This window comes from Mesorhizobium sp. B2-8-9 (assembly GCF_006439475.1).
Classification (GTDB): domain Bacteria; phylum Pseudomonadota; class Alphaproteobacteria; order Rhizobiales; family Rhizobiaceae; genus Mesorhizobium.
Map to the genome: position 1 here is coordinate 101,279 of NZ_VFTQ01000016.1, position 25,543 is coordinate 126,821.

The 25,543-nt window shown below is 65.1% G+C and carries 19 protein-coding genes and 1 pseudogene; 1 reads left to right on the top strand and 19 read right to left on the bottom strand.

All coding sequences use genetic code 11. From position 1 onward, the window contains the following. Window positions 1-14: 14 nt before the first annotated feature. The 16 genes from FJ423_RS19710 to tssA are packed head-to-tail and all read right to left on the bottom strand — an operon-like array spanning window position 15 to window position 19,248. Window positions 15-1,082, bottom strand: coding sequence for a PAAR-like domain-containing protein (locus FJ423_RS19710; protein WP_140844108.1), 1,068 nt, complete (start codon window positions 1,080-1,082; stop codon window positions 15-17). Then, entirely contained in the window at window positions 1,079-2,104 is a 1,026-nt protein-coding gene (locus tag FJ423_RS19715; RefSeq protein ID WP_140844110.1) for a beta-ketoacyl synthase N-terminal-like domain-containing protein, read from the bottom strand. Before FJ423_RS19715 ends, FJ423_RS19710 begins: the two co-directional genes overlap by 4 nt. Then, window positions 2,101-3,198, bottom strand: a complete 1,098-nt coding sequence (locus tag FJ423_RS19720; RefSeq protein WP_140844112.1) for a DUF2169 domain-containing protein — start codon at window positions 3,196-3,198, stop codon at window positions 2,101-2,103. The genes FJ423_RS19715 and FJ423_RS19720 overlap by 4 nt, the downstream gene beginning before the upstream one ends. Continuing rightward, on the bottom strand, window positions 3,198-3,740 hold the full coding sequence (tagF, locus tag FJ423_RS19725) for a type VI secretion system-associated protein TagF (protein ID WP_181174845.1): 543 nt from the start codon (window positions 3,738-3,740) through the stop codon (window positions 3,198-3,200). The genes FJ423_RS19720 and tagF overlap by 1 nt, the downstream gene beginning before the upstream one ends. Further along, entirely contained in the window at window positions 3,722-7,261 is a 3,540-nt protein-coding gene (gene tssM, locus FJ423_RS19730) for a type VI secretion system membrane subunit TssM (protein WP_140844114.1), read from the bottom strand. The genes tagF and tssM overlap by 19 nt, the downstream gene beginning before the upstream one ends. A gap of 1 nt (window position 7,262) precedes the next feature. Continuing rightward, window positions 7,263-8,588: a type VI secretion system protein TssL, long form gene (gene tssL, locus FJ423_RS19735; protein ID WP_140844116.1), complete on the bottom strand. Its 1,326-nt coding sequence runs from the start codon at window positions 8,586-8,588 to the stop codon at window positions 7,263-7,265. A 4-nt stretch (window positions 8,589-8,592) separates the two neighbouring features. Continuing rightward, entirely contained in the window at window positions 8,593-9,927 is a 1,335-nt protein-coding gene (tssK, locus tag FJ423_RS19740; RefSeq protein ID WP_140844118.1) for a type VI secretion system baseplate subunit TssK, read from the bottom strand. Window positions 9,928-9,962: 35 nt separating this feature from the next. Next, complete coding sequence (gene tssJ, locus FJ423_RS19745; RefSeq protein WP_095765815.1) at window positions 9,963-10,415, bottom strand: type VI secretion system lipoprotein TssJ; 453 nt, start codon at window positions 10,413-10,415, stop codon at window positions 9,963-9,965. 4 nt (window positions 10,416-10,419) lie between these two features. After that, a complete protein-coding gene (tagH, locus tag FJ423_RS19750) occupies window positions 10,420-11,859 on the bottom strand; it encodes a type VI secretion system-associated FHA domain protein TagH (protein WP_140844120.1) in 1,440 nt (479 codons plus the stop codon). Continuing rightward, window positions 11,859-12,923 (bottom strand): type VI secretion system baseplate subunit TssG, encoded by a 1,065-nt coding sequence (gene tssG, locus FJ423_RS19755; protein WP_140844122.1) that lies wholly within the window; start codon window positions 12,921-12,923, stop codon window positions 11,859-11,861. The genes tagH and tssG overlap by 1 nt, the downstream gene beginning before the upstream one ends. Beyond that, on the bottom strand, window positions 12,887-14,761 hold the full coding sequence (gene tssF / locus FJ423_RS19760; RefSeq protein ID WP_140844124.1) for a type VI secretion system baseplate subunit TssF: 1,875 nt from the start codon (window positions 14,759-14,761) through the stop codon (window positions 12,887-12,889). The genes tssG and tssF overlap by 37 nt, the downstream gene beginning before the upstream one ends. A gap of 1 nt (window position 14,762) precedes the next feature. Further along, a complete protein-coding gene (gene tssE, locus FJ423_RS19765; protein WP_140844126.1) occupies window positions 14,763-15,515 on the bottom strand; it encodes a type VI secretion system baseplate subunit TssE in 753 nt (250 codons plus the stop codon). Then, complete coding sequence (locus FJ423_RS19770; protein ID WP_095765810.1) at window positions 15,502-15,978, bottom strand: Hcp family type VI secretion system effector; 477 nt, start codon at window positions 15,976-15,978, stop codon at window positions 15,502-15,504. The genes tssE and FJ423_RS19770 overlap by 14 nt, the downstream gene beginning before the upstream one ends. Before the next feature lie 45 nt (window positions 15,979-16,023). After that, window positions 16,024-17,529 carry a type VI secretion system contractile sheath large subunit gene (gene tssC / locus FJ423_RS19775; RefSeq protein ID WP_140844128.1) on the bottom strand — a complete coding sequence of 502 codons (1,506 nt, stop codon included), beginning with the start codon at window positions 17,527-17,529 and terminating at the stop codon, window positions 16,024-16,026. 3 nt (window positions 17,530-17,532) lie between these two features. After that, on the bottom strand, window positions 17,533-18,069 hold the full coding sequence (gene tssB / locus FJ423_RS19780; RefSeq protein WP_095765809.1) for a type VI secretion system contractile sheath small subunit: 537 nt from the start codon (window positions 18,067-18,069) through the stop codon (window positions 17,533-17,535). 6 nt (window positions 18,070-18,075) lie between these two features. Beyond that, window positions 18,076-19,248 carry a type VI secretion system protein TssA gene (gene tssA / locus FJ423_RS19785; RefSeq protein ID WP_140844130.1) on the bottom strand — a complete coding sequence of 391 codons (1,173 nt, stop codon included), beginning with the start codon at window positions 19,246-19,248 and terminating at the stop codon, window positions 18,076-18,078. Window positions 19,249-19,580: 332 nt separating this feature from the next. Between tssA and tssH the strand changes: the two genes are divergently transcribed. Next, window positions 19,581-22,406, top strand: coding sequence for a type VI secretion system ATPase TssH (gene tssH / locus FJ423_RS19790; protein WP_140844133.1), 2,826 nt, complete (start codon window positions 19,581-19,583; stop codon window positions 22,404-22,406). An 83-nt stretch (window positions 22,407-22,489) separates the two neighbouring features. Here tssH and FJ423_RS19795 read toward each other — a convergent pair. From FJ423_RS19795 to FJ423_RS19805, 3 genes and pseudogenes are all read right to left on the bottom strand, one after another. After that, window positions 22,490-23,226, bottom strand: a pseudogene (locus FJ423_RS19795) (ribonuclease activity regulator RraA). A 24-nt stretch (window positions 23,227-23,250) separates the two neighbouring features. Further along, on the bottom strand, window positions 23,251-24,414 hold the full coding sequence (locus FJ423_RS19800) for a mandelate racemase/muconate lactonizing enzyme family protein (protein WP_140844135.1): 1,164 nt from the start codon (window positions 24,412-24,414) through the stop codon (window positions 23,251-23,253). A 29-nt stretch (window positions 24,415-24,443) separates the two neighbouring features. Continuing rightward, window positions 24,444-25,541, bottom strand: a complete 1,098-nt coding sequence (locus FJ423_RS19805; RefSeq protein WP_140844138.1) for an ABC transporter ATP-binding protein — start codon at window positions 25,539-25,541, stop codon at window positions 24,444-24,446. Window positions 25,542-25,543 lie beyond the last annotated feature (2 nt).

Here is a 25,543-nt window from a genome sequence, read left to right on the forward strand (position 1 = left end):
TTCGTCCTTTCCGGCTAGCAGGAAACTTTCGAGGGGGCCACATCCGCGGCTGTCACAACGACGGATTCCCCACCCGCCGCCTTCCTGAGGCGCTTTTTGGCGACTTGAACAAGACGAGCCTGATCCTTCGCCTTAGGGCAAGTCCCGTGGCAGGCTTTCTTGTCCTTCACCTGTTTCTCGGACTTGTTCATGCTCTTCTTCAAGTATTCCATGTTCGCAGTCTTGAGGCATTCTGTGGCAGCGGCGTGCACGGCAGGCGGAATCTTGGGGTCGTCAAGGTTTTTCACCGTGCTGTTCACGCATTCGTCAGTAAAATCGCCCAGCTTGCCGGCAGAATTGTTGCTCAGCCAGTTGCGGGCATCCGCAGACTTTTTATTGTGCGGGGTTTTGCGCTTCTTGCCGACCACCTTTTTGCCGGGCGCGCCCGCAGCCTTGGCTTTTGCCGCTTCGCCCGCCATCCATTTCGCCTTCATGCAAATGCATGGCGCTTCTTTGTCGTCGTAGTCCTTGCAGCAGTCCAGAGTCAGGTCGCGCACACCTTCGGCCGTGAAGAACTGGACCTCAACGGTATGCTCCTTTTCATAGCCTTCCGGGCATTCCAGCTCCTTGTACGGCTTTATCTCGAGATCCGAGCATTTGAAGGTTGCCGGCGTGGCCGTAGCGACCTTCGGCATTGGAGGTCCGCCCGCGGTAGGGGAGGCGTGATCGTTCGATGAAATGTCGGTGAAACGGCTGATCGGCTCGCCATCCATCTTGACGTCGCCGGACCAGGCATGGGCGTATTCCTTGCCCGTATTGACCGAGGTGATGATGTTTTTCTTTGGCGCGCAGCCCGCCTCGTTGCCGCTACATCTGGTGTAGTAAGATTTGTTTTTCTGCGTGACAGTCTTTCCGCCGATCTTGACTGTGCCTGTTCCGTTGTCCGTGTCGCTGTCCATTCCAAACGTTGGATAGGGTACCGGGACGCCGGGCGGTGTTGCCGGAGTTTGTGGCGGGGTGAAGCAGACGTAAGGAAAGGCCGCGATGACCTGGTTAGCCTGCGCTTTGCAGGCAATCTCAAGACTATTGGCGTAGACGGTCATGCCCTTCTCCCGTAAGCGAACACCGCGGCGCCGCACGCACCTGCGTCGGAAGACGCCTCGATGAGGACCGGATTGCCGGCGGCATATCCTTTGCCGGCTGCGGTCCACGCCATGCCTACCATAAGCGGAACGGCTGCGGCACCGATGTTGCCCAGAGACTCCGCGGGCGACCATAGGTCCTGGAACTCATGGCGCCCCCGCAGCAGGCGGATCGAGGCCAGCGCGGTCTGCTTGAACCAGTATTGCTCGCCGATCAGGTCGGCGATGCGATAGCCGAGCCGGTTCATATCAATCCCGGTTTCGTGGAACGCCGCATCGTAGGCAGCCGTCATGCCATCGGCGCGCAACGGCAGATCTTGGTCGTTGTAAATAGAAGCCTCCTCGCGCGAAAGACCGAGGCCGAACAGCCGGAAACCGTTACCCTGCGGTCTCGAGCAGAGAATGGCCGCAGCGGCTTCGCCTGGAATGAAGCCGTTGGAATTATCCGCCGTAAGCAAGCGGCGCTTGCTGAGGTAGTGGGAAATTGTTGATCCGGTCAGATAGCTGTCGACGCCTGCAATCATGACATAGGGAGCTTCGCCAGATGCAAGCAGTCTGCGCGCTTGATCGAACGCTACGTGCCCGGAAGGACGTCCATAAGCCACGATGCGAGAACGCAGATGAGGTTCGATCTCGACGATTTCGCTGATCCGGCGGAGCAAGGCGAGATTGTCCCGGACCGGGCGGCCGGGGCGATCCTCCTCCGGTAGGCAGAGGATGAGCGCCGTCTGCCCTCGAGCTTGCGGATGATTTCCGAACGCTTCCGATATCGCCCCTGCTGCTAGGTGGGCCATTCGTTTTTCGCCGATCCAGTTGCGTGGCAGCGGCACCGGCGCACCCGTAAGCCAGCCCGCGGGTGAGCCCACGAAACGGGTTTCCTGGAAGCCATCGAGCCGAGCGCGCATCGCTGCGCAGGCTGAGGGCGCGTCAAGGCCAACGGCCGTCACCATACCAACCGAAACGATCTCGACCGGGGAGGTCATGCTTCCTCCTCCTCCGGCGCCGTGCCGTTGGCGCGGATATAGGTGCGGCCTGTCGCGCGCGCCTTCAGCATTGCCGGCGTGGGCGGACCGACCCAGCACTCGGAGAAATCGAGGATAGTCCGCTGGATTCGCTGTGAGACGCGCCAGACCAGCGAGAAGCGACGCCTTTCGGGGTCAAGGAGGACGGTGTCGGGAAAAATATCACCTTCGTAGGCCTTTTGGTTCCCCTTGAACAAGGTGATGGGCAATGCAGTCGACGGCAGCCGAAAGCTAACACGCCCATCGGGCGTGAGGTTCACAAGCGCAATCTCCTCGCCGCCATGCGGGTGATCGATCTGCTGGTCCTCAGGCGCCATCTGGAAATAGCGTTCGTCGAAGTCCGGCGGCAGGAACGGAAAAATGTTCTTCGTCCAGTTGTCGTCATAGGTGCCGCCATATTCGATGCGGCCAGGCCAGCCGCGGCCCATCGGCCCAAAGCTCATCGGCTTGTAGTCGCCGAAGGGCGAGCGGATTTCCTCGTTGACAGCTTGCGTGTTCGGTAGCCGCAGGCCTGGGATGAGACGCTGGTTCTTCGTTCGCGACCAGCCGGTGCCGACCGGGTTGTATTTGTAGCTGGCGGGCAGTTCGTCCTCCGGATCCAGGCGATCGATGCCGCCCCAGGCGACATCGTAAGAGATCGGCAGTTTCAAAAAGGGCTGCGGTGCTGTCGCGCTGAACACTGGCCCGATGGAGCGCCATTCGCGGTGGCCGACGACCTCGAAGAGCTTCGACCAGTTGCCGACTTTTATGCCGACCGGCACGCGCTCGGCCGGGCGGCCTCCCGGCGCATAGGCACAGCCATTGGCGATGACATCGCAGCGCGCCTTGCGGAAGGCGAAATCCGTCTCCCACAGCGTCGCCGAATAGCCCGGCGCGCCGGTGTGCGTGTCGGCCATCACCAGCGGCACCTGTTCTGCCGATTTCCGCACCAGCCCGCCGGGCGTCGTCGGAAAATCGAAAGTGCCCTTCACCACCACGACCAGCCACTCATGGCCGGCCTTGTCCATGCCCATGGTGAACTGGTGCGGATAGCCCATCTGGTTCCAGATCTGCATCAGCTGGTCTCCCAACTAGCCGCGAAAATCTGCTCCAGCACCGGCTGCGGCGCCTGCGGATCGACGTCGAAAATATCCGTATGCGCCGTCCATGCCACGAGGCCGTCGATGACATCGCCCTCACCCTCGACGGGCGGAATGGGCAGGTCCGCAAGCGCCGCGTCGAGTTCGTCGGGCGTCAGCTCGCCCCGTTGCGCGGCGAGGGCGGCATTCTCGATGCCGTCAAACCACCTATCCGCATAAGCCAGCTTCAGCGGCGCCTCCGAAATCCGGGCGACGACGCTGAGCGGGAACCGCCGGCCGACCCGGTCGGCGCTCTGCAGCACGATGCCCGCCGAGGCACCGAAGGAACCCGGGCCGGCCAGAAAACGCAGCGCCGTGTTCTGCGGCCAGGCTTCGAGCCCGAACAGCGGCACGATGTGCTGTGCCAGCCAGCGGTCCCACACGCGCACGAAATCGCCCGGCAGCCGGCGCGTCACGAAATCGCCGGCGGCGGGCATCTTGCCGTAGAAGCCGGGCAGGATCAGATCTGCGGCGGACATGTGAATTTCTTGAACATTTCGAGCGTGTAGGGGTTCTCGACGCTGGCCGCCTTGAGCTCGAAATCGGCCCACATCCCTTTGGTGCCGAGCCGCAGGCTGTAGACGTCGGTGAGCTTGGTCGCGTTGAAGCGGCCGCCCCGCAGCATCCTCAGCCATGCCCAGCTGCCGGTTTCGTTGAGCATCACCTCGGGCGAGCCGTCGACCGGCTGGAAGGCGAGCGAGATCACGCCGGTGCCGTCCTTGCCCGGCCACGTCATCGGCTGCGGCCTGGTTGCGTTGTTGTAATAGACGAGGTTCTGGCCATCGAGGTTGAGCGTCACCCGCGCCACGTTGGGCGACAGATCCTTGGGTTCCAGCGTGAAATTCATCACCGGTCCGGTGCCGCCGGGGAACAGATCGTCGCGAATGTGGCGCGCCTGCTCGAACGCCGCCAGCGCCGCCGGGTCGAGGCCGAAATCGGCGCGCCATTTCCATGGCTCGCTGGCGGTGTCGACATAGTTGATCAGATGGTCATTGGTGAAGGCGTCGATCAGCCCGGTCGGGCCGAACAGGCGCTGGAAGTCGCGCACATTGACGTCGACCGCGCTGTCGGGGCTGAACGGATAGCGGTTGTTGAGCGCCGCCTGGCAGAAGGGCAGGATGTCGGCGCGCCAAATGGCGTTGAGCTCATTGGTGACGGCCTTCTGCGACAGGCCGCTGGTGTCGCCGGCAATTCCGCCCAGCCAGTCGTTGATCGGCGAAGGAAGGATCTGCGCCTGCCTTGCGACCGCGCCCGTCAGTTCGGCCAGCCCGCCCTGTTTCTTGATGGCATCTTGCGGATCGGGGTTGGCGGTCACCGTCTGCAGCACGTTGGACAGCGCCGTCAGCGCCACGACGGCGGCGTCGAGCGCAGGCGGCTGGCCGTCGACCTGGGCGATCGTGCCCTTGAGCGGCTTGAAATGCTCGGCCACCAGGCTGCCGGTCATATCGACCTGATCGGCCGAGCCCGCGCGGGGCAGCAATTTCGCTCCCGTTTTCACCACCTTGCCCAATTTGCCGAGCTTGCTGAGCAGCTTCGAACCGGTCTTGGCGGCGCCGCTCTTGTCGTCGGCCGGCGCCTCGTCGGAACGGGTCAGGTCGGTCTCCTGCACCACCGCGGTGAGCAGGCGCTTCAGCGCGGAGTCGGCGCTGGAAAGATCCTTGAGGTTCTCGCTGGCGACGTTGAGGTCGGTCAGCGGCGCCAGCCGCATGTCACGCAGAAAACTGTCCCACTGCGCGATATAGTCGTCGTAATAGAGCTTCAGAATGTCTTCGGACAGCGCCGAGACCGACGTCTCCGAATTCTCCGAGCAGCCGCCGGCAAACACCGCGCGGTCGAGCGCCGCCTGTCCGGCGACATCCTCGACCCGGTCGAGGATCGCGTCGTGGAAGCCGGCATAGGTGTAGGGGCCCGGCACGCCGACGCGCAGCGTCTTGTCGGAGCGGCGCGCGAACACCTTGGCGCCGTTCGGTCCGGCGAAATTGGCCGGCACCCATTCCTTGACCGCCGCCACTTCGGGGTCGGCAAGCAACTGCTTGTAGGCGCGCTCCGGCAGCGAGATCGTGCACACCGTCTTCAGCGCCTCGGCGACCAGCTCCTTGTCCGGCGCGATGTAGCTGTCGTCAACGGCCATGCGGCGGATCGCGGCAAGCTGGTGCTCTTCGGCGTCCGCTGTCGGGAAGGGCGCGGCCGGCGCGAATTGCGGCAGGCTGTTCACCCACCAGTTCTGCACGAAATCGGTGTCCATCTGCGATAGGCCGGTCATCATCCGGTAGGTCTTCAGCGCGCCGAGCATGAAATCCGGATCGCGGATCTGCCGCCACATCGTGGCTTCCAGCAACGCGACCATATGCGGCTCCAGCACGTTGCGCAGCGCATGGTCGTAGGTATCGGCCTGCGCGCGTACCAGCTCGGCCGAGGCGGTCGGGCCGAGCAGATTGTGGACGGCATCCGGCGGTGCCGTGCGGGCCGTGGCCACCGCGTCCATCGCCGCCAGCGCGCCGTCCATGGTCGGCTGCTCAACCGCGGCCGGCATCGCGGCGACGTCCGTGAGCGGCGCCTGCAGCGCCTCGAATTGACCGGCCTGTTCGGCGATCGCATTGCGGTTGTCGAGATAGGACCAGGTGAACAGTCCGCCGGCGAGCAGGGCGGCGAGCGCACAGGCGGCGGCGGCTCCGCGCCAGATCCAGGCGCGGCGGCGCTGCGCCAGCGGATCGAATGTGCCGAGGCCGGCTTCCTTGAAGATCACCTCGGTCAGAAGGTTCCTGAGGAAGAAGCTGCGTTTCTCGACGCGCGCCGCCGGCATGGCGCGACGCGGCGGCAGCCCGAAGGATGAGGAAAGGGCGGCAGTCAGCCGGTCGATCGGCGCGCCTTCCTGCGTCGCCGAGGTCAGATAGAGGCCGCGCAGCCAGGCGGCTTCCTCGTAGCGGCTCTCGCCGAACATCGCCTCGACCAGCACCTGGATCGGCTCGGACAGGCTGGCAAGCTGCGCCGGGAAGCGGAAGATCTCGGCCCGCTGGCCAAGCTTGTCCTCGTCCTCCAGCCGCGGCACCAGCCGCCGCTCCAGTTCGGCGGCAAGCCTGGCGAGTTCCGTCTGGATCATGCCGGCATTGACGCGGGCATCGAGCGGGAAAGTGGTTCCCCACACTTGCTCGCGCGCCGTGGTCGACAAGCCGCCGAAGAACGCTTCGAACCCTTTGATCAGATCGGCCTTGGTCAGCATCAGATAGACGGGAAGGCGGATCTCCAGCCGGTCGTTCAGCTCCGCCAGCCGGCGGCGGATCTTTCTGCCATGCGCCTTGATCGCGTCGTCGCCCTCCGACAGCGTGTCGATCGACAGCGCGACGATCACCCCGTTGAGCGCGCGGCGGCCCCGATGCTTCTTCAGGAGGTCGAGGAAGCCCAGCCACTCCGCCGCGTCGACATCCGGCTGGCTTTCCTGCTGAACGTAGCGGCCCGCCGTGTCGATCAACACCGCGTTCTCGGAGAAGAACCAGTCGCAATTGCGCGTGCCGCCGACGCCTTGCAGGTCGTCCGTGAGGTCGATCGGGAAATTGAGGCCGGACTGGCGCAGCGCCGTGGTCTTGCCGGTGGCCGGCGGACCGACGATCACATACCAGGGCATCTCGCGCAGGAATTTTCTGCCGCCGAGCTTACGGCGCTTCAGTTCCGCCATCACCTCGCCGAATTTGGCGCCGACGGCCGCAACGCTTTCCTCGCCGGGCGTGAGCTGCTTTTCGGCGACCGGCGCCGCGATCTCGGCGACGAACATGCGGTTGGCGCGGATCGCGCGGCGCTGCGCGATGATCAGCCAGATCAACCACAGGATGATCAGCCCGGCGATGATGGCGATGCGCACATTGTCGGATTCGAACGGCGCGTAAGGGCCGACCTGCACGATCGGGCCGAACACCCAGATCAGCAGCGAAAGCAGCGCGATGCCGATCAGCGTCCAGAGAAAACGCGAGGTGATGACGGCCCAGAGGAAGCGCAGGATGAACATCTCAGAGCCTCTTCTCGACCAGAACCTCGACGCGCCGGTTGAGCGCGCGGCCCTCGCGCGTCGAGTTGTCGGCCACCGGATCGGTTTCGGCGCGCCCCTCGGAAGAGATGCTCTCCTGCGGCACGCCGGCTTGCACCAGAAGCTTGGCTATGGTTTCGGCGCGCGCTTCCGACAGACGCTGGTTGCTGGCCAGCGGGTTGGACTTTTGCAGGCGCACATTGTCGGTGTGGCCGACGACAGTGATTTTTCCGATCAGCTCCTTATTGTCCAGGATCACCTTGGCGATCGCTGCGATCAGCGGTTCGTATCCTTCCGTCAGCGTCGGCCGGGAGGACTGGAACAGCTCGGGATTGGAGGACTGGATGACCAGCTTGGCCAGCGAGACGCTCTCGGTGCCACTCAGCGCCCCCTTGAGGTTGTCCGGCGCTTCGGCCTTGAATTCCGGCAGCAGCGCGAAATCGACCGGTTGCGGCTCGGCCGCGGGTGCATCCTGCTTGGGCGCCGCGCGGGTGATGTCGCCGCGCGAGGCCGGCGGCAGCGTGCGCACCAGCGCGGAAAGCTCGACCGCCTGGCTGCTCAGGCCCATCGACAGGCCGATATAGGCTGCCGCGGCGACGACGATCGCGGCAAGCGCCATCACCCAGATCGGCACGATGAAGCGCTGCGGCTCGTCGGAGGCGATCACGCCTTTCCAGTTCGGCGACAGCGGCGCGTCTTCGGCGTCCGCATTGCGCAGGAAGCGCGCCGCCGCCACGCGCACGGCGTTGAGCGAACGGTCGCCGGCGCGGCCGGGCACGCGGTATTTGCCGCGGAAGCCGAGCGCCAGGCAGTAATATTGCAGCTCCAGCATTTCGCGGTCGCGGTTGGGATGCCGCTCCAGCTCGTCGAGGCGGGTGAAGAACTGGGTGCCGGCGTCGACATCGCCGCGCAGCATGACGACCAGCGGCTGGCGCGGCCAGGCGCTGGCGCCGCCCCACGGCGTGTTGAGCGCCAGATCGTCGAGCAGCGCCGCCACCGCCCATGCGGCCTGGTCGGCGCGCTCCAGCGATGAGCCCGCTGCCACCGCCGCGTCTCGGGCCCGCACCAACTCGTCGAGCAGGCGCGTGCGCATGAATTCCGGGTTCTCCGGCGCCAGCGCGCTTTCGAGTTCCGGCGCGAATTCGAGCAGCGGCGCGAAGATGTTGATCAGCGTGTTGGGATGGGCACGCGCCCGTTTGACCGGCGCGCCCGGTGCTAGCGGCGCCATCGGCCGGGGCGCGGCTCCGGTTAGGCGGATGCGGGTTCGCTCGCGATCCTCCGACAGTCCGAAAGGATCATCCCGGCTCATGGCCTCACCTGTTCACCGAATAGCAGTCGACCTGCGGCTCGCTCGGCAGCACACCGGAAACGCCGATGACGAAGCCGGGCGCGTCGAGCAGCGAAGCCCAATGCTCGCTCTTCTGGTCGAGCTCCAGGCACAGCCGGTCGCCGTCATACGGGATCTCGCGCGGCTGCGAATGCAGCGGTTTCAGCGGAATGCCCGGCAGGCGCGACTTCCACAATCCTTCGAACTGGTCGGCGGAGCCGACCGTCGCCTGGTTGACAAAGATCTTGCGCAGCGCGTCTTCCGAAAGCTCGGAGCCGACGCGGATGACGATGCGGCTGGCGACCAGCAGTTTCGGATTGTCGATGCGCACCTTCCACACATTGGTCGCGTGCCGCATGACCGGCAGCGCGCGCGACTTCGGCTCGATGTAGCGCAGGCTGAGGATGAGCGAACGCAAGGCGTCGGCCAGCGCCATATAGGCGGGACCCGGCGCCATGTGGTCGTAGGCCGGCAATTCGCCGAGCCGCCGCGAGCTCGAGCCGTAGGTGGCCATTTCGCCGGCGAGGCCGGCAAGCTCGAGATAGAGCTCGGCCGGATGGAAGACATCCTGCGCCAGCATATGCGCAAGGCGCGGCCGCGCGGCATTGGCGAGATGCAGCATCAAAAGGTCCTCGACGCTGCGGCCGGCGCCGCCCATCACCATCTTGCCATGCGCCTCGGCGATCTGGTCGAGGCCGGTGACGACCTCCTGCAGCAATTGCCGGTACCAGTGGACGGCGCCGGTGATCAGCGTCGGCGGCAGGAAGGCCTGGTCGAGCGAGACGCCGCCGTCGGCGCGCACGCCTTTGATGTCGGCGACCGGCAGCGCCGTATAGCCGCCAACCGATTTGCCGGGCGCCAGCAGCACCGCTTGCGGCCGCGCGATCTCGATCTCTTCCGGATCGGCGCCGCCCTGCACGGCATCGCGCACCGCAACGATCTTGCCGTGGTAGCGCGCGCCCGTCGACGCGGAATGCGCCGGATCGAAGCCGACGCCGCCGGGCGGCTCGAGCGGCAGCGCCACCAGCACCGGCCCGGCGCCGGTGTCGGCGGTGACCGGCAGCGGCTTCGGCGCGTCCATCAGCTCCGGGATGGAGAAGGGCGTGCCGTCCGGGAAGATGCCCCGGGCGGACACGATCGACACCTGGCCGGCATCGAGCAGCGACTGGTCGAGCGTCAGCTGCTGGAAGCCGAGCGTATGGAGCTGGCCGGCCTGCAAGGCGCCGCGCACCATCCCCTCGAAGAACCGGTCCTGCTGCTGGAAATGCTGGGTCCTCAAGAAGAGTCCCTCGGACCACAGCACCCTGTTTGCGTCGCTCATGCCACTGCTCTCTGCACTGCCTCGTCGTCAGTCTGCTAGGCGGAAATGCCGCCCTTGCCGAGGCTGACGTTGATGGTGAATTTCGACCCCGGCGATACCGACTTGGTCGTGCGCCAGTTGCGTCCGCCGGGCTCGCGGATCAGCGCGACGAAGCCGAGCGCCGTCGCGTTCGGTTCGACCGTGATGGTCTTGGCTGCCGTCTTGCCCGGAGCGACCGAGATTGCGTCCGATCCGATGAGGTCGGCGCCGAGCGCCGAGCCGGCATCGCCCTGCAGCGCGAAATAATCGGCCGAGTTGAACTTGCCTGTGCTGGCAAGCCGCATCACCAGCACGGTCACCGGCCTGTCGCCGCCGCCCGGTCCCGGATTCATGCCGGCGCCACCGGTCACGTTGACCGAGATGACCGATGGTTTCGGCGGGCCGCTCTGGCAAGCCGCAAGCAGCCCCGTCGCGCCGATGGCGACGATGAATTCACGTCTGTCGATCATGTCCCTACTCCTCTTCGTATGCGTCCCTGAAATCTGCGCCGATCTCGCCCAGGAAGCTCGATTCCGCGCTCTGGGCGATGTCGCGATGGCGTTTCTGGTAAAGCTCCCACAGCTTGGCATTGCGCCCGCCGGCAAGCAGATTGCCGATCGCCGAATTGGACTTGAGCTCTTCCTCGATCGCGGCCGGATCGAAGCGGTCGATCATGCGCCGCAGCGCCGCCTGTACGCCGCGCCAGGCGCGCACGTGATGCTGCGCGAGGTCCTTCACCGCGTCGCCGATCGCCGCCTCGCCGGACAAAAAGCCGGGACTGCGTTCCGCGATGATGGTGACGATGACATCCTCGACCGTCGGCAGGAATTTGAGCGGGTTGACCTCGGAGGCGCCGACCATGGTCTGGGCGACGCGCGCGCTGCCCTTCTCCTCGGCGCGCTTGCGCAAGAGCTGCATCAGCCCATCGAGCATCAGCCGGTACTCGCGCCCGAATTTCTCCATTTCGGCGATCGGATCGCGCCCGGGGAAATCGGCCTCCTCGACGCCCATGCCGCGCAGGAACGCCGCGCGCAACGCCATGTCGCTGGGCGCCGGTTGCATCGAACGTGACGGTTTGGGAGCGGGACGCGGCGGCGCAGCGGGTTCGGCCCGCACCGGCATCTCCCATGGGCGGGCGGCCTGCGGCTTCTCGGCGGCCTTTTCGACGCGGCGAGCTGGATCGGCACTGTTGCCGGAAGCGGGCGTCGCGGCTGGCCCGAAGCCGAAATCGTCGAAGCCGGACGGTTTCGCCGCGGGTTCGGGCATATCGCTGCGCAACGGCATGTCGCCGAAGCCGAACGGATCCGACCTGCCGACGGCGGGCTCGTCGTTCGAGGCCGGCGTCGCCACCGGATCGAGGCTGAACGGATCGTCGAACGCCGGTGAGCTGCGCTGATTGGAACTGCGATCGTAAGCTCCGGGCACAGGCTGCTCGAACGGATCGGGCAGCCCGGCCGGGCGCGGCCGCAGCGGCTCTTCCTCGACCTTGGCCGAGAAAAAGTCGTCGCCGCCGATGCTGGCCGGCGTCCGCGATCGCGGCGACCATGCCGGCTCGGCGTTGGCGATCGGCGCCTGGCTGATCGAGGTGTGGCCGGCGCTGGGCTGCACCTCGACATGGAGCACATAGTCGCCCATGCGCAGCCGCATGCCGCTTTGCAGGCGCGTCGACCTGCCGGTGCCGAGCGGGCTGTCGGAATCGTCGATGAACAGTCCGCTACTCGACGTATCGGTGACGTAATAGCCGTCGCGGCCGCCGCTGATCTTGCAGTGCGCGCGTGAGACGAACATGTCCGGATCGTCGATCTGCCAGCCGGCATCGGCGCTGCGGCCGATCACCAGCTCGCCCTCGTCCAGCCGGGCCTGCCTGACCACTTGCGAGCGCGGGCCTTGTTCCAGGGTCAGCAGCAGGCTCATCAGGCTGCCTCCGCCATGTCCGGCCGCCAGCCGACGATGGTGCGCAGCCTGAGATCGTCGGCGTCGCCCTTTTCGGCAGGGCGCGCAAGCCAGGAGGTACGGCCGAGCTGGATGGTTCCCATCTTCGGCGAAGGCACGGCGCCGCGCGCGAGCACGATGCGCAGATCGACATCGAGCGCTTCGCCGATCATGTCGCGCACTGCCTTCTTGAACAGGGCAAGGCGCCGTTCTCCAGGCAGGAACGATTTGAAGTCGTCGAGGCTTAGCGGGCCGACCCGCAATTCGATCCGGCTCTGCCGGCTGAAGACGCGCGGTCCGATCGTTGCCCCGCCGCCGAGCGACGCATAGGCCTTGCCGACGCGGCTCTGCAGCGCTGTGGGAATCGTGATCCAGGCGGCGACGAATTCCTTGATCTCAACCGGCACCTTGAAGGCGGTGGCGAGAAACAGCGTCAGCCGTTCGGCCCCCTCGACCTGGTTGGCCAGCGATCCGGCCTGGCGCAGCCGCACCGTGTCGAGCTCGGGGTCCTGCATGCCGGGAAGGCCGATGCCGGCCATCGCTTCCAGCATGGCGCGGACGCGCCCACCGACCGAACGTTCGACCTGCACCGCCGGATGAGCATCGGCCCATGCGCGGTAGTAGAGCGCGATCATGCGATGCTGCAGGATGTTGACGAAGTCGACGAAGGTCGTGTCGCTGGTCTGCTCGGCGTCGGCGCCGCTGAACCAGCGCTGCGACAGCCGGTCGAGCACCCAGCGCGTCAGATGCAGCGGCATCGGCCCTTCCGGCCCGAGCAGGCCGAGATTGGCGATCGTCACCCGCGCCGGAGCGTTGTCCCTGGCGTCCTGGAATTTGATCACGTCCCTGGCCGAGAAGCTCAGGCGCACATGTTGGCCGAGCCTTGCCGGCTCACGGTCCGCGGTTCCGGAATGCCCGAACAGTCCGCGCCGCTGCTCCAGGCGGCGCAACAGCTCGAAGAAGTCGAAGCTCTCCGACAGCGCCTCGGCCTCGGCTGGGGCGGGCTGCGCTAGATCAGGTAGCGATTGCCGGGCGTCATCGGCCATGGCACATCCTCCTGCTTCTGCAGCAGCCGCGTACGCGTCCGCACGAAACCGTTTATCCCGGCATGGCGGGCAAACAGCCGCGCCAGCAGGGCCGAAAGCAGCAGCGTGCTCTGGCCCGCCAGAACCGACTGATCGACATGCAGGGTCACCTCGGTGCCGCGTCCGAAACACATCGGCCCGTCGATCTTGAGCCGCTCGATCACCGGCCGCGAATCGATCCGGGTGATCGAATGCACGTTGCGGGCAAGGCTCGGATCACCACGATCGGCATAGAGGTCGAGCAAGGCATGCAGCGGATCGACGCCGCGGCCTTCTTTGGCGAGGCTCAGGAAATTGAGCGAGAGCTGCGCCACCAGCCGCCAGGCGAGATTGTCGGCGCGGGATTCGCCTTCGGCGCCGGCCGGCAGCGCCGCCGGGATCGCCGGCTGCGGCGGTCGCAGCGCGCCGAGCAGGCGTACCGCTTCCACCGGGTCGGCGGTCTCCAGCGTCAGCGACGGCGTATCGTCCAGGATCGGCAGGTCGCGGTTGGTGCAGAGCGCCATCACGTCGAGCCGCTTGAGCGGCCGGTTCGGCTGGCTGCCGGCCGGACGCGAGACTGCGATAAAGACATCGTCGCCGGTGTAGGAGGTGCGGGTCAGGCCGTCGCGCCGTTCATCCTCCGTGGCCCGCCGCGGGCGCCGCTCGGCCGAATAGACCCAGCCGCTGCCGCGGTTCTGTCCCAGGCTGAACAGTTCGGGGATGGTCGCCTCGCTGCCTTCGGCATCGGCGTCTTCCACCCGAGTGACCCGGAAGATCTCGAAATCGCGCGCCCGGGTGCGGTCGGCGTGCAGCACCTGACGCGTCCGGCGCGAGTCGATCTCGATGACGTTGCACTCGCGTTCGAAGAGATTGATGATCGGCGTCGCGAACAGCTCGAAATCGGCCACCGTCACATCGGCGAGTTCCGGCACCGGACGCCGGAATAGGAAGATGATCTCTATTCCCCCATCGCACTTGCGCACCACCGGCTGCAGGCCGGCAACGCGCACATAGTGGAAGCGTTCGGGGATCATGAAATATTCGCGCAGCAGCCGGTATCCCTCAAAGGTCGGCCGCGTGCGCGGCATCAGCGCTTCATCGTCGTGGATCCCGACCATTTCTGGCTCGGGCAGCGCGGTGAGCGGATTGGTCTTGCCTTCCGCCCGCGCGCCGACGGCCGAACAGGCGCCGAAGATCGCATCGAAGATGAGCGGCGCCTTGGCGCGTCCGGCGAAATAGAGATCGAGGCGGTCGAGCGACAATTCGCTGAGCTTGCCCTTTCCGGTCCGGGTAAGCGCGATGCGGAATGCCGCTTCGCCGCGCACGCCGCCGACCGGCGCGATGCCGGCGGCGGCGAGCGCGCTGCGGTCCTGGAAATAGCTGACCGAATTGATCGCGATCGGCCACAGCGTCACCTCTTGCGCGGTGGTGAAGGTCGAACGCGTCGAGAGCCCAGGATGCAGGCCGGAAACTAACCGCGTGCCGCGCGCCACCGCATGGCCGGCGATCATCGATTGCACCTGCTGTCCAGGTTTCAGCACGGCCATCGCCGTCGCCGGCGCCGGCGTCACAAGGTCGGGATAGAGCACGTCGAGCACGGCGCGCGAGAAGCGCGAGCGCTCGGCGTCGACCTTCAGCCGCGTGCGCGCGGCAAGAAAGGCCACGCCGTCGAGCAGCCGTTCGACATAGGGATCGGGGCAGGGGACGGTATCGAGGGAAAGGTTGCGGGCCACCGCCGGATGCATGTCGGCGAATTCCGCGGCTAGCGCGCGGATATGGGTCAGTTCCTCTTCGTAATACTCCACGAAGACCCGATCCATCTCAGGTCTCCCGGAATTCGGTTCGCGCCAGGCCGTTGTCGAGATTGATCGTGGTGCGCAGCCGCATGCGTTCCGGCGTCGGCGTCATGATCAGCACGGCGTCGATCTCGATCTTGAGACCGACGGTCTTGTCGCCAAGCGTGACGTTGACGGTCGTGGCGCTTTCCTTGAGGCGCGGCTCAAAAGTGGCGAGCACCGCACGGATTTCGCGCGCTAAAGTATCGCGGTCGAAATCCCGCGACGAACGGCCCGAAAAGGACGGCACGCCGTAATTGACGACGCTGCGCCGCACCTCCGGAAAATCGGCAAGCGGCGGCAATTCGTCCAAGGGCTGTTCATGCTCGGCGTCGGAAAGCATCGGGACGGACTCGAAACGCTCTGTGTTGAACAGGGCCTCGATATCGCGCCGGACCGCTTCCCTGAGCACGCGCGCCGACACCACCACGCCGCGGCTTTCGATCTCGGTGCGGTGCTCGGTCTGGAAGACCAGCCTGTGCAGTCGCCGTTTCTGCTCGGGCGTCAATTCCGCATCGGCATCGATGGCGCGGGCGCTGCCGGCAAGAAGAGCCTCGACGCGCTCGGCGCCGAGTTCTTCATCCAGCAGGCGGCGCAGCCCATCGATCTCCGACGTCAGCCCGGGCAAATCGTTGACAAGGCGGTCCCAGAGGGAGGGCTGGACCGCCTCGCGCTTTGCCCGAGAGCTGCCGGCGAGCTGCGCCTTCGCGGCCGGCCGCTTGGCCTCACTTGCCGACATAGACGTCCATTTCGATCTCGTCGTCCTTGTCGTAGACGAACTTGATCTTCTTGTAGGCGAAGCTGACCTCTTCCTCGATCAGGTCTGGCTCGTCGTGCGCCTGCCGCATGTCGTATTCCATGATCGAGGCGTCGGTGAGCGTCACCACCAGATAGTCGCTGGTCTCGCCGTCGATGGTGCGGCGTGCCGAGAACACCACCTCATCGAGCGCCTTGTTCTCGAACAGTGCCTTCTTCAGATAGGGCGACGACTTGTCGTAGTGCTTGATGAATTTGATCATACCCATCGACACGCGGCCGCGCCGCGAGAGCGAATTCGGGTCGTAGGGCGCGATCATCTTATAGTCGACGCCATGGATCTCGATTTCGTCTTCATGGCCGTCGCGCTTGCTCGGGCCTTTGATGTCCGGGACTTTCAGGAAGCCGTCGATCTTCGTCGAAGGCGCATCGGTTCTCTCTGGCATTGTCTTTCTCCACCGCTACAAACAAGATGACTTTGCTTAACGATTTCAGCCCTTCACCGACGGCAGTTCCGATACCAGCCGGAGCGAGGCGTTGATGCCTTCCAGCTGGTAGTGCGGACGCAGGTAGAAACGGGCATTGTAGTAACCGGGCCGGCCCTCGACGCTGTCGACCTGGACCTCGGCCGCAGCGAGCGGGCGCTTGGCGCGCGCCTTGTCATCGGCAAAGGCTGGATTGGCCAGCACATACCGGTTGATCCATTCGGTCAACCAGATCTCCATGTCGGTGCGTTCCTTGAACGAGCCGATCTTGTCGCGCGCAATCGCCTTGAGGTAGTGCGCGAAGCGCGAGACCGGGAACAGATAGGGCAGGTTGGCGGAGAGCCTCTCGTTCGCCTGCGCGTCCGGATCGACCAGGCGCCCGGCGCGCGTCTCGTCGTCCTGCAGCGAATGCGCGCCGATGAAGGCCGCGAGGTCGGTATTCTTGCGGTGCAGGATCGGCATCAGGCCGAGTTTCGCCAGTTCCGCCTCGCGCCGGTCGTCGATGGCGACTTCGGTCGGGCATTTCATCGCGATCGAGCCGTCGTCGGTAGGGAAGGCGTGCACCGGCAGGTTCAGCACCGTGCCGCCATTCTCGACGCCGCGGATCTGGGTGCCCCAGCCATAGAGCTTGTGGCTGCGGTTGATATTGACGCCCATCGGGAAGGCGGCATTCATCCAGACATATTTGTTGTGGTCGCCACCCACTTCTTCTTCGAAGGTGAAGCCCTTCACCGGAACGGTCTCCGAGCCGTAGGGCAGGCGTGCCAGCACGCGCGGCATCGTGAGCCCGATATAGCGGGCGTCCTCGCTCTCGCGCAGCGACTGCCACGAGGCATAGGCCGGGTTGTTGACGATCATCTGCAGGTCCTGCGGGTTGGGCAGTTCCTGCCAGCTGTCCATGCGGAACAGCCGCGGCGAGGCGGCGGCGATGAACGGCGTGTGCGCCGAGGCGCAGACGCCGGAAATGTTGCGCAGCAGGCCGACGTCGCGCGGGTGGTTGGAGAATTCATAGGCGCCGATGATGCAGCCGATCGGCTCGCCGCCCAGCATCGAATACTCGTCCGTGTAGACCTTCTTGAAGATCGGGCTCTGGTCCCACATCTGGCCTTCATAGTCTTCGAGCGTGTCGGCCAGCTGCTCCTTGGAGATGTTCATCACCCGGATCTTCAGCTTGGTATCTGTCTCGGTGTTGTTGATCAGGTACCAGAGGCCGCGCCACGTGCCTTCCATCTCGCGCACTTCCGGCGCATGCAGGATCTCGTTGACCTGCGTCGTCAGCATCTTGTCGATGCCGGCGATCAGCGACTTGATCGACTTGATCGCGTTGGACGAGATGGTTGTGCTCTCGGAGCGCGACTGTGCGGCCAAAGCCAGGTTGCGCACCAGTTGCTGCAGCTTCTCGCTGTCGTCCTTCTTGACCTTGAAATCCTTTTCAAGGAGTCCGCTGAATTCGCCGAGATCTATGGCTTCCGCCTCGGCGGTGGCGGCTGCGGTCTTTTGCTGTTCGGCCATGACTTACTCCTCGCCCTTGCCGTCATCCATCGCCTGGCTGGCGATCTTGCTCAGCAGCGGCTCGTTGTTCAAAAGCTGTGCGATGCGCTTTTCCGCGTCGACGCGGCCGTCCATGAAGCCGAGCAGCTCCTCGAGCTGACGGCGCATCTTCAGGATCTCGGCCAGTTGCGGAACCTGCTCGGCGATCTTGTCCGGCGCGAAGTCGCCCATCTTGGAGAAGGTGAGATCGACCATGAGCTCTTCCTCACGCTCCTGGCCCTCGGCCTGCGGCAGGGTGTTCTTCACCCGTGCCTTCACGCGCGGCCCCATCGCCTCCATGAATTTCGGGAAGCGGTTGGCGTCGGTTTCGACGAAGTTGCGGTCAAGCACCGACTTCGACGCTTCCTTGGTCTGCGAAGCGCCCGCAAGGTCGGCCATCACGGCCATGACGAACGGCAGTTCGATCGTCGTCGGGCTGCCGTAGGTTTCGACGTCGTAGGCGATCTGCACGCGCGGCGCGCGGTTTCTTTCGATGACCTTCGCTTTGCTCTCTGCTGGCATGCTTTTCTACCTTTCATCCTTCTGGGCCGGCTTCTTGGGATCGGGAACGCCGGCAAGCAGCCGGAACTCCTTCAGCCCCGACGGGGCGAGATCTTCCATCAGTTCCACGAAATCCATGTGCACCATCCGGCGCACGCGCCGCGCGAGATGCGGAATGGGGCTGGACGGTTCGGTGCGGTCGTAGAAGGCGACCACGAGGTCGAGGCATTTGACGACCTCGTCGCGCGAGTTGATGCGGTCCGGCAGACCGGTGCTCGCTTCCACGGCGCTTGCCACACTTGCCATCGTCTCGGCTCCATGACCGTTGCGGGCGGGCATTGCTGGTTCCGCCGCAGCCTGCGGAGCGGCCTTCGCGGCACCATTCGCCGTGGCGCCGGCACCGGAATTCCGCTCCAGCGTCGTCAGCAAACGCTGCAGGAACTTCTTCAATTCCGGGACAGTGGCGCCATGGCCGTCGATGCGGGCGTTGAGCGCGGCGTCCACCGCGTCGAGGGCAGCGATCGCGGCCCGCGCGTCGGCGAGCAGCGAGGTCATCACATCCGCTGCTTGATCGATTTGCGCCGCGCATCCGGTGCGAACGCGGTTCAACAGCTGATTGTGGGCGCTCGTCAGCGCCGCCTTTTCGGCGGCCCCAAGGCCAGAGGCCGCTTCCTGGAGCATGACGCGTTCGTCGAGCGCAGCCTGTTCGAGGTCCCGGCCGCTGATCGGTCCGATCGCGCGCGGGGAGAAGAAGGCCATCTGCCTGAGGTTCGCCAGCAAGCCTTCCTGGCCGTTCTGCAGATCGAGCAGCGCGTTGATGCGCCGCAAGGCAGCATCGCGCGGCGCGCCCGTCCGCAGCGACGGGTGCATGGTGTCCCAATACTGCTCGAAGGTTCGCGCAATCAGCGTCAGGCCCCGGGCGAGGCCGGCCAGCCCTTCCTCGTTGGCCAAGGCCCGCGTGACGATAACCTGCAGGCGCAGGTCCCGGCCGCGGGCGCGCAACTCTTCGGCCTTTTCGAGCACCGCCGCCCAGTCGACAGGACTGGGTTGCGAGGTGGGCTTGCTGTTACCGTCATGGACAACTTTGAGCTGAGGCTCGGCCAGGCGCTCCAGCTCATGAAAGGCCGGGTCGTTGCGCAAGTCCTCTCCCGACGGATTCTCACCGTTCAGAGGATTCAGCCAGAGTGCGAGATCAATCACACCAACCCCCAGCCAGCGGCCCTGAGACCCCTATGTAACGTAACGTTATCACCGGCTTCGCGCGACGACAATTGAGCACCTGCGCAAAAACTAACGGAAGCTAAACGCGACCGTTCTCTTCGGCGAAACCCATTGCGCGATTGCCGGACCCGGTATGTGAAATGGCTCGCATAGCCCGGGCAGCAATCGTGTTTGTTGGCCACGAGTTTGCAAGGCTTGTGTATCCGGGCGGTGCCGCCCGGATAGATTCAAAAACCTTATCCGCCATGCGGCTTTGTCAAGCAGCCGCTTATATGGCAGGGTACGGTCGGCAGGTTGCGGGAGCAGGTTCGATGGAACAGCGCCGGTCATCGCAGAGCTTCAAGCGTAAGGAACTGGTCGCCAAGCTGAACGCCACCGGGGTGCGCGCCTTCAAGGCCGCGGCCGACACGGCCAAGCTGCGCGGCAATCCTTATGTCGAGCTTGTCCATTTCATCCAGCAGTTGGTGCTGTCAGAGCGCTCGGATGTGCAGATGATCATCGCCGACGCCGGGCTGGATGCCAGCCGGCTGACGGCCGACATGACCCGAGCCATCGATAAGCTGCCCTACGGCGCCACCTCGGTGGAGGAATTCTCCGACCACATCTTCCACGCCATCCAGGAAGGATGGAACCTTGCGACGCTGGAGTTCGGCGTCGAGGAAGTGCGCAGCGCCCATATCCTGCTTGCCTGCCTGAAGACGCCGGTGCTGGAAGGCCTGGTCTCCAAGATCAGCGCCGAATTCGACAAGATCGACGCCGATGGGGTCATCTCCCGCTTCGCCGATGTCACCGAAGGCTCGCTCGAGGCCGGCTCACCGCCCGCCGAGCACGCTGCCGAGACGCCGATGAAGCGCGGTCCGGGCGGGGATTCGGCGCTGGCGAAATACGCCACCGACCTCACACAGCGCGCCCGCGACGGCAAGATCGACCCTGTCGTCGGCCGCGACCCGGAAATAAGGCAGATCGTCGATATCCTCATGCGCCGTCGGCAAAACAACCCGATCCTGACTGGCGAGGCCGGCGTCGGCAAGACCGCGGTGGTCGAGGGTTTTGCGCTCCGCATCGTCCAAGGCGACGTGCCGCCGACGCTGCAGAATGTCAGCGTGCGCATGCTCGATGTCGGGCTGATGCAGGCCGGCGCCAGCGTCAAGGGCGAGTTCGAGAAGCGGCTGAAGGCGGTCATCGACGAGGTCCAGGCCTCAGAGGTGCCGATCATCCTGTTCATCGACGAGGCGCATACGCTGATCGGCGCCGGCGGCGCGGCCGGGACCGGCGATGCCGCCAATCTCCTGAAACCGGCATTGGCGCGCGGCGAGCTTCGCACCATCGCGGCCACGACCTGGGCTGAGTACAAGCAGCATATCGAGAAGGACCCGGCGCTCACCCGCCGTTTCCAGGTGGTCAAGATCGATGAGCCCTCGGAAGCGGTGGCCGTGCTGATGTTGCGCGGCGTTGCCGGCGTGCTGGAGCAGCACCACAAGGTGCAGATCCTGGACGAGGCGATCGAGGCCGCGGTCTCGCTATCGCACCGCTACATCCCGGCCAGGCAATTGCCGGACAAGGCGGTCAGCCTGCTCGACACCGCCTGCGCCCGCGTCGCGGTCTCGCAGCATGCGACGCCGGCCGAGGTCGAGGACATCCTGCGCCGCCGCCAGGCACTCGAGGTCGAGAGCGGCATCATTGGCCGCGAAGCCGCGATCGGCATCGACGTCGCCGACCGGCAGGCCCGTGTCGACGCCGGACTGGCGGAAACCGAGACTGCTTTGGCCGCGGCCCAGGCGCGCTGGGACCGGGAAAAGGCCTTGGTGGCCGAAATACTCGACCTGCGCGCAAAATTGCGCGGCGAGGGCGTGCCGCTCGATGCGGCGGACGATGAGGTCACTGCGGAGGCCGAGAGCGCGGAAGAGGCGCCTGATCAAAAGGCTTCCGAGAGCAAGATCGGCGAGAGCAAGACTGGCGACGGCAAGGCTGCCGAGGCCAAGAAAGCCGAGGCCACGAACGCCAAGGCTGCGAAGGCCGAAGCGATGTCCGCCGAGCCGGCAGACGAAGCGGCCGCCAACCTGGCGCGGCTGCGCGAGCTGATGGCCGAGCTTGCCGCGGCGCAGGGCGAGACGCCGCTCATCCTGCCCTCGGTCGATCGCAATGCGGTTGCCGCCGTGGTGCAGGACTGGACCGGCATCCCGACCGGCCGCATGCTCTCCAGCCAGACCGAAAAGGCGCTCAAGCTCGCCGCGACCCTGTCCGAGCGCGTCGTTGGCCAGGATCATGCCATGGAGATGATCGCCAGACGCGTGCAGACCAGCCGCGCCGGCCTCGGCGCGCCGGAAAAGCCGGTCGGCGTGTTCCTGCTTTGCGGCCCCTCCGGCGTCGGCAAGACCGAGACCGCGCTGGCGCTTGCCGAGACGCTCTATGGCGGCGAGCAGAACCTGATCTCGATCAACATGTCGGAGTTCCAGGAAGCGCATACGGTCTCTACGCTCAAGGGCGCGCCGCCCGGCTATGTCGGCTACGGCAAGGGCGGCATCCTGACCGAGGCGGTGCGCAGGAAACCCTATTCGGTGATCCTGCTCGACGAGGTCGAGAAGGCGCATCCCGACGTGCACGAGATCTTCTTCCAGGTCTTCGACAAGGGCATGATGGACGACAGCGAAGGCCGCCGCATCGACTTCAAGAACACGCTGATCCTGCTCACCTCGAATGTCGGATCCGACGTCATCATGGATCGCACGAAGAACGGCACGGTGCGGACCGGCATCGACGATCTCGATACCGCGCTGCGCGCCCCGCTGCTGAAGGTCTTCCCGGCCGCCTTCCTAGGCCGCGTCGTCACGATACCCTATTACCCGTTGTCGGATTCCATGATCGAGGCGATCGCCCGTCACCAGTTCGGCAAGATCGCCAAGCGCCTCAAGGATACCAACGATGCCGAGCTGGTGATCGGCGACGGCGTCATGGACCTAGTCAAGGCGCGCTGCACGGAGATCGAATCCGGCGGCCGCATGATCGACGCCATCCTCACCAACACGCTGCTGCCGGAACTCAGCCGCGGCGTCCTCAACCGCTCGCTCGAGGGCAAGAAGATGGCGAAAGTCATCGTCGGCGCGTCGCCGGAAGGATTTACCTACGCGTTCGAATAGGCCTTCATAGCAAGGGGAAGCCGCCTTTGCGCGACCGGATGGTCGATGCCTCGCGCCGCCGGGCTGGGAGCCTGCTTGCCAACTCAAAGGCGTCTTGTCCTGCGCCACTCCTCATACTCTGCGCGGGCATCGTCGTGCAGCGGATAGTAGCGTTGCAACGGAGCGCCCTGCATCAGCTTCTCGCGTGAAAACTCTTCCCAATCGTGGTGTTCTGAGCCTCCTCGATGACCTTGGCGGCCATAGCGACGGGAACCACCACCGCGCCGTCATCGTCGGCGACGATGATGTCTCCGGGGATGACCGTCACGCCGCCGCAAGCAATCGGGACGTTGACCGCATTGGGATAGATCCTGGTCTGCACATGATAGTTTGGCGTCCAGCCGCGCAGCCATAGCGGCAGATCGAGCTTTTCGACATTGGGCCGGTCGCGCATGCATCCATCGATGACGATGCCGGCGCCGCCTCGGCCCTTGAAATAGGTGGACATCATATCGCCGAAGACGCCCGAGCTCATGTCGCCGCGGGCGTCGACCACGACCACGTCGCCCTCCTGCGCATGATAGAGCACATGCCGGTGCAGTTGCGTTTCCGGATCGGTATATTCTCCTTCGTCGAACAGGTCCGGCCGTTGCGGCAGGAATTGCAGCGTCAGCGCCGGCCCGACGATCGACTTCCCATGGTTCTGCGCCACCGGGCCGACCATGTGCGGACTGCGGAAGCCCATGTGGCCGAGCGTGCCGGCAACGGTCGCGGCGCCGATCTCTTTCAGCGCATCGATCAGGTCCTTGGGCGGACGCGTAATGTCGGAAATATGCGTCATTGTCGAACTCCGGATGAGTTGGAACTACCAGTTGGTGACAGAACCGTCGCGGCGTTTGAGATGCGGCGCTTCCCAGAAGCGGAAACTCTGCGCCTTGATCGCCTCCTCGTTGACCTCGACGCCGAGCCCCGGCAGATCGCCGACCGGGTAATCTGGGCCGTCCAACCGCGGCTGCACGGGGAAGAAGTCGGAACTGTCGAAGCCCAGCTTCCTTTCGGGCGCCCTGGTTTCGAGCCAGGCGAAGTTGGGCACGGCGGCGGCCAGATGCACGGTCGCCGCGGTGCACACCGGACCGAGCGGATTGTGCGGCATCAGGTCCACATAATGCGCCTCGCTCCAGCCTGCGACCTTCATCGCCTCGGTGAGCCCGCCGACATTGCAGACATCGAGCCGATTGAACTGATGAATGCCGCGCTCGATGTAGGGCAGGAACTGCCACTTGCTGGCAAATTCCTCGCCGATGGCAAAGGGGATGTCGGTCATCCTGCGCAGGGACTCGTAGGCCTCCGGCGTCTCGTCGCGTATCGGCTCCTCGAGGAAATCGAGCACGCCGCGGCCGAGCTTGCTGCAGAAGCTCGCGGCCTCCGCCACCGACAGCCGATGATGATAGTCGATGCCGAGCACCACGTCCTCGCCCAGCGCTTCGCGCGCCTTGTTCAGCATGCTCGCCGTAGCGCCGATCGACTCGCGCGGCTCGAAGATGTCCTTGCTGTTTTGGCCGGAGGGAAAGAAGCGGATGGCCTGCCATCCCTGCGCGCGCAATTCATGGGCGCGTTCGATGGCAGCATCGCCCTCGGCCTCGTCTCCGGTCGAGGCGAAGGTGGGGATGCGGTCGCGCTGCTTGCCGCCGAGCAGGTCGTAGACCGGCACTCCCAGCGCCTTGCCCTTGATGTCGTGAAGGGCGATGTCGATGGCGGAAATCGCCGCCTGCAGAACCCGCCCGCCCTCGAAATACTGGCTGCGATAAAGCTCCTGCCAGATCCGGCCGATCTGCATGGCGTCGCGGCCAACGAGGAACTCGCGATAATGCTCGACGGCGCCGGCCACGGCCTTCTCGCGGCCGCTCAAGCCGCTCTCGCCCCAGCCGAAGATGTCCTGGTCGGTCTCGACCTTGACAAGCATCTGGTTGCGCGTTCCTACCCACACTGGGTAGGGCTTGATCGCGGTGATCTTAAGTTTCGTCGCCATTCGCGCCACGTCCACACGCGTTCGCCGCGTCAATCGGCCCTGAGGGCCATTTCGGTTTCACTGTCGAACAGATGCATCCGCTCCTGGTCGAACTCGAGCCAGATCCGCTCGTCGGGCGCGACGGCAATGCTCGGCGGCACGCTGACATTGACGATGGCGCCTGACAGGAAGGCCTGAACGAATGTCACGTCTCCGGTCGGTTCCACCGTATAGGCCTTGGCCGGAATGGTGCCGGGGACAGAACTCTTGTGCAGCTTGATCGTCGAATGTCGCGCGCCGAGCACGACTTTCCGGGTCGTTGCTGTCGCGACCTTCCGCGCATTGGGCGGCGACAGCTCAAGGCTCCAGCCCTCCGCGCTGGTCAACACCGTGCCGCCGTTCGCCGTCGATGCCTCGAGCGGAATAAGGCTCATCGCCGGGCTGCCCACGAAGCTCGCGACGAACATGTTCACGGGATGCGCGAAAACCTGCGCCGGCGAATCATATTGCTGCAGATAGCCGCCGTTCATCACCGCCATCCTGTCCGCCATGGTCACGGCCTCCAGCTGGTCGTGCGTCACATAGATGATGGTCGCCTTCAGGTCCTGGTGGAACCGCTTGATCTCGGACCGCATCTGCACGCGCAGCTTCGCATCGAGATTGGAGAGCGGCTCGTCCATCAGGAACACCGCCGGATCTCGAACGAGGGCGCGGCCCAGGGCCACGCGCTGCTGCTGACCACCTGAAAGTTCGCGCGGCTTGCGCTCGAGCAACTGCGTCATATCGAGCACGCGCGCCGCTTCCCTGACCTTCTTGTCGATCTCGTCCTTAGGCAGCCTGCGCATCTGCAGCGGGAAGGCCAGGTTCTTGTAGACCGATTTCTGCGGGTAGAGCGCATAGTTCTGGAACACCATCGCGATGTCCCGGTCCTTGGGATCTAGGTGGTTGACCACGCGGTCGCCGATGATGATATCGCCCGATGTTACCGAGGTCAGACCCGCCACGAGATTGAGCGTGGTTGTCTTGCCGCAGCCTGAAGGGCCGACGAGAGCGACGAACTCGCCGTCATTGACCGTCAGCGAAACGTCGTTGACAGCTTTGAAGCCGCCATAGGTCTTGACGAGATCTTTGAGGACCACGTGGGCCATCG

Excerpts from the sequence above, each read along its gene's own strand:
- FJ423_RS19710 (WP_140844108.1), bottom strand. The coding sequence starts at position 1,082 with ATGACCGTCTACGCCAATAGTCTTGAGATTGCCTGCAAAGCGCAGGCT.
- FJ423_RS19715 (WP_140844110.1), bottom strand. The coding sequence starts at position 2,104 with ATGACCTCCCCGGTCGAGATCGTTTCGGTTGGTATGGTGACGGCCGTT.
- FJ423_RS19720 (WP_140844112.1), bottom strand. The coding sequence starts at position 3,198 with ATGCAGATCTGGAACCAGATGGGCTATCCGCACCAGTTCACCATGGGC.
- tagF (WP_181174845.1), bottom strand. The coding sequence starts at position 3,740 with ATGTCCGCCGCAGATCTGATCCTGCCCGGCTTCTACGGCAAGATGCCC.
- tssM (WP_140844114.1), bottom strand. The coding sequence starts at position 7,261 with ATGTTCATCCTGCGCTTCCTCTGGGCCGTCATCACCTCGCGTTTTCTC.
- tssL (WP_140844116.1), bottom strand. The coding sequence starts at position 8,588 with ATGAGCCGGGATGATCCTTTCGGACTGTCGGAGGATCGCGAGCGAACC.
- tssK (WP_140844118.1), bottom strand. The coding sequence starts at position 9,927 with ATGAGCGACGCAAACAGGGTGCTGTGGTCCGAGGGACTCTTCTTGAGG.
- tssJ (WP_095765815.1), bottom strand. The coding sequence starts at position 10,415 with ATGATCGACAGACGTGAATTCATCGTCGCCATCGGCGCGACGGGGCTG.
- tagH (WP_140844120.1), bottom strand. The coding sequence starts at position 11,859 with ATGAGCCTGCTGCTGACCCTGGAACAAGGCCCGCGCTCGCAAGTGGTC.
- tssG (WP_140844122.1), bottom strand. The coding sequence starts at position 12,923 with ATGGCCGATGACGCCCGGCAATCGCTACCTGATCTAGCGCAGCCCGCC.
- tssF (WP_140844124.1), bottom strand. The coding sequence starts at position 14,761 with ATGGATCGGGTCTTCGTGGAGTATTACGAAGAGGAACTGACCCATATC.
- tssE (WP_140844126.1), bottom strand. The coding sequence starts at position 15,515 with ATGTCGGCAAGTGAGGCCAAGCGGCCGGCCGCGAAGGCGCAGCTCGCC.
- FJ423_RS19770 (WP_095765810.1), bottom strand. The coding sequence starts at position 15,978 with ATGCCAGAGAGAACCGATGCGCCTTCGACGAAGATCGACGGCTTCCTG.
- tssC (WP_140844128.1), bottom strand. The coding sequence starts at position 17,529 with ATGGCCGAACAGCAAAAGACCGCAGCCGCCACCGCCGAGGCGGAAGCC.
- tssB (WP_095765809.1), bottom strand. The coding sequence starts at position 18,069 with ATGCCAGCAGAGAGCAAAGCGAAGGTCATCGAAAGAAACCGCGCGCCG.
- tssH (WP_140844133.1), top strand. The coding sequence starts at position 19,581 with ATGGAACAGCGCCGGTCATCGCAGAGCTTCAAGCGTAAGGAACTGGTC.
- FJ423_RS19800 (WP_140844135.1), bottom strand. The coding sequence starts at position 24,414 with ATGGCGACGAAACTTAAGATCACCGCGATCAAGCCCTACCCAGTGTGG.
- FJ423_RS19805 (WP_140844138.1), bottom strand. The coding sequence starts at position 25,541 with ATGGCCCACGTGGTCCTCAAAGATCTCGTCAAGACCTATGGCGGCTTC.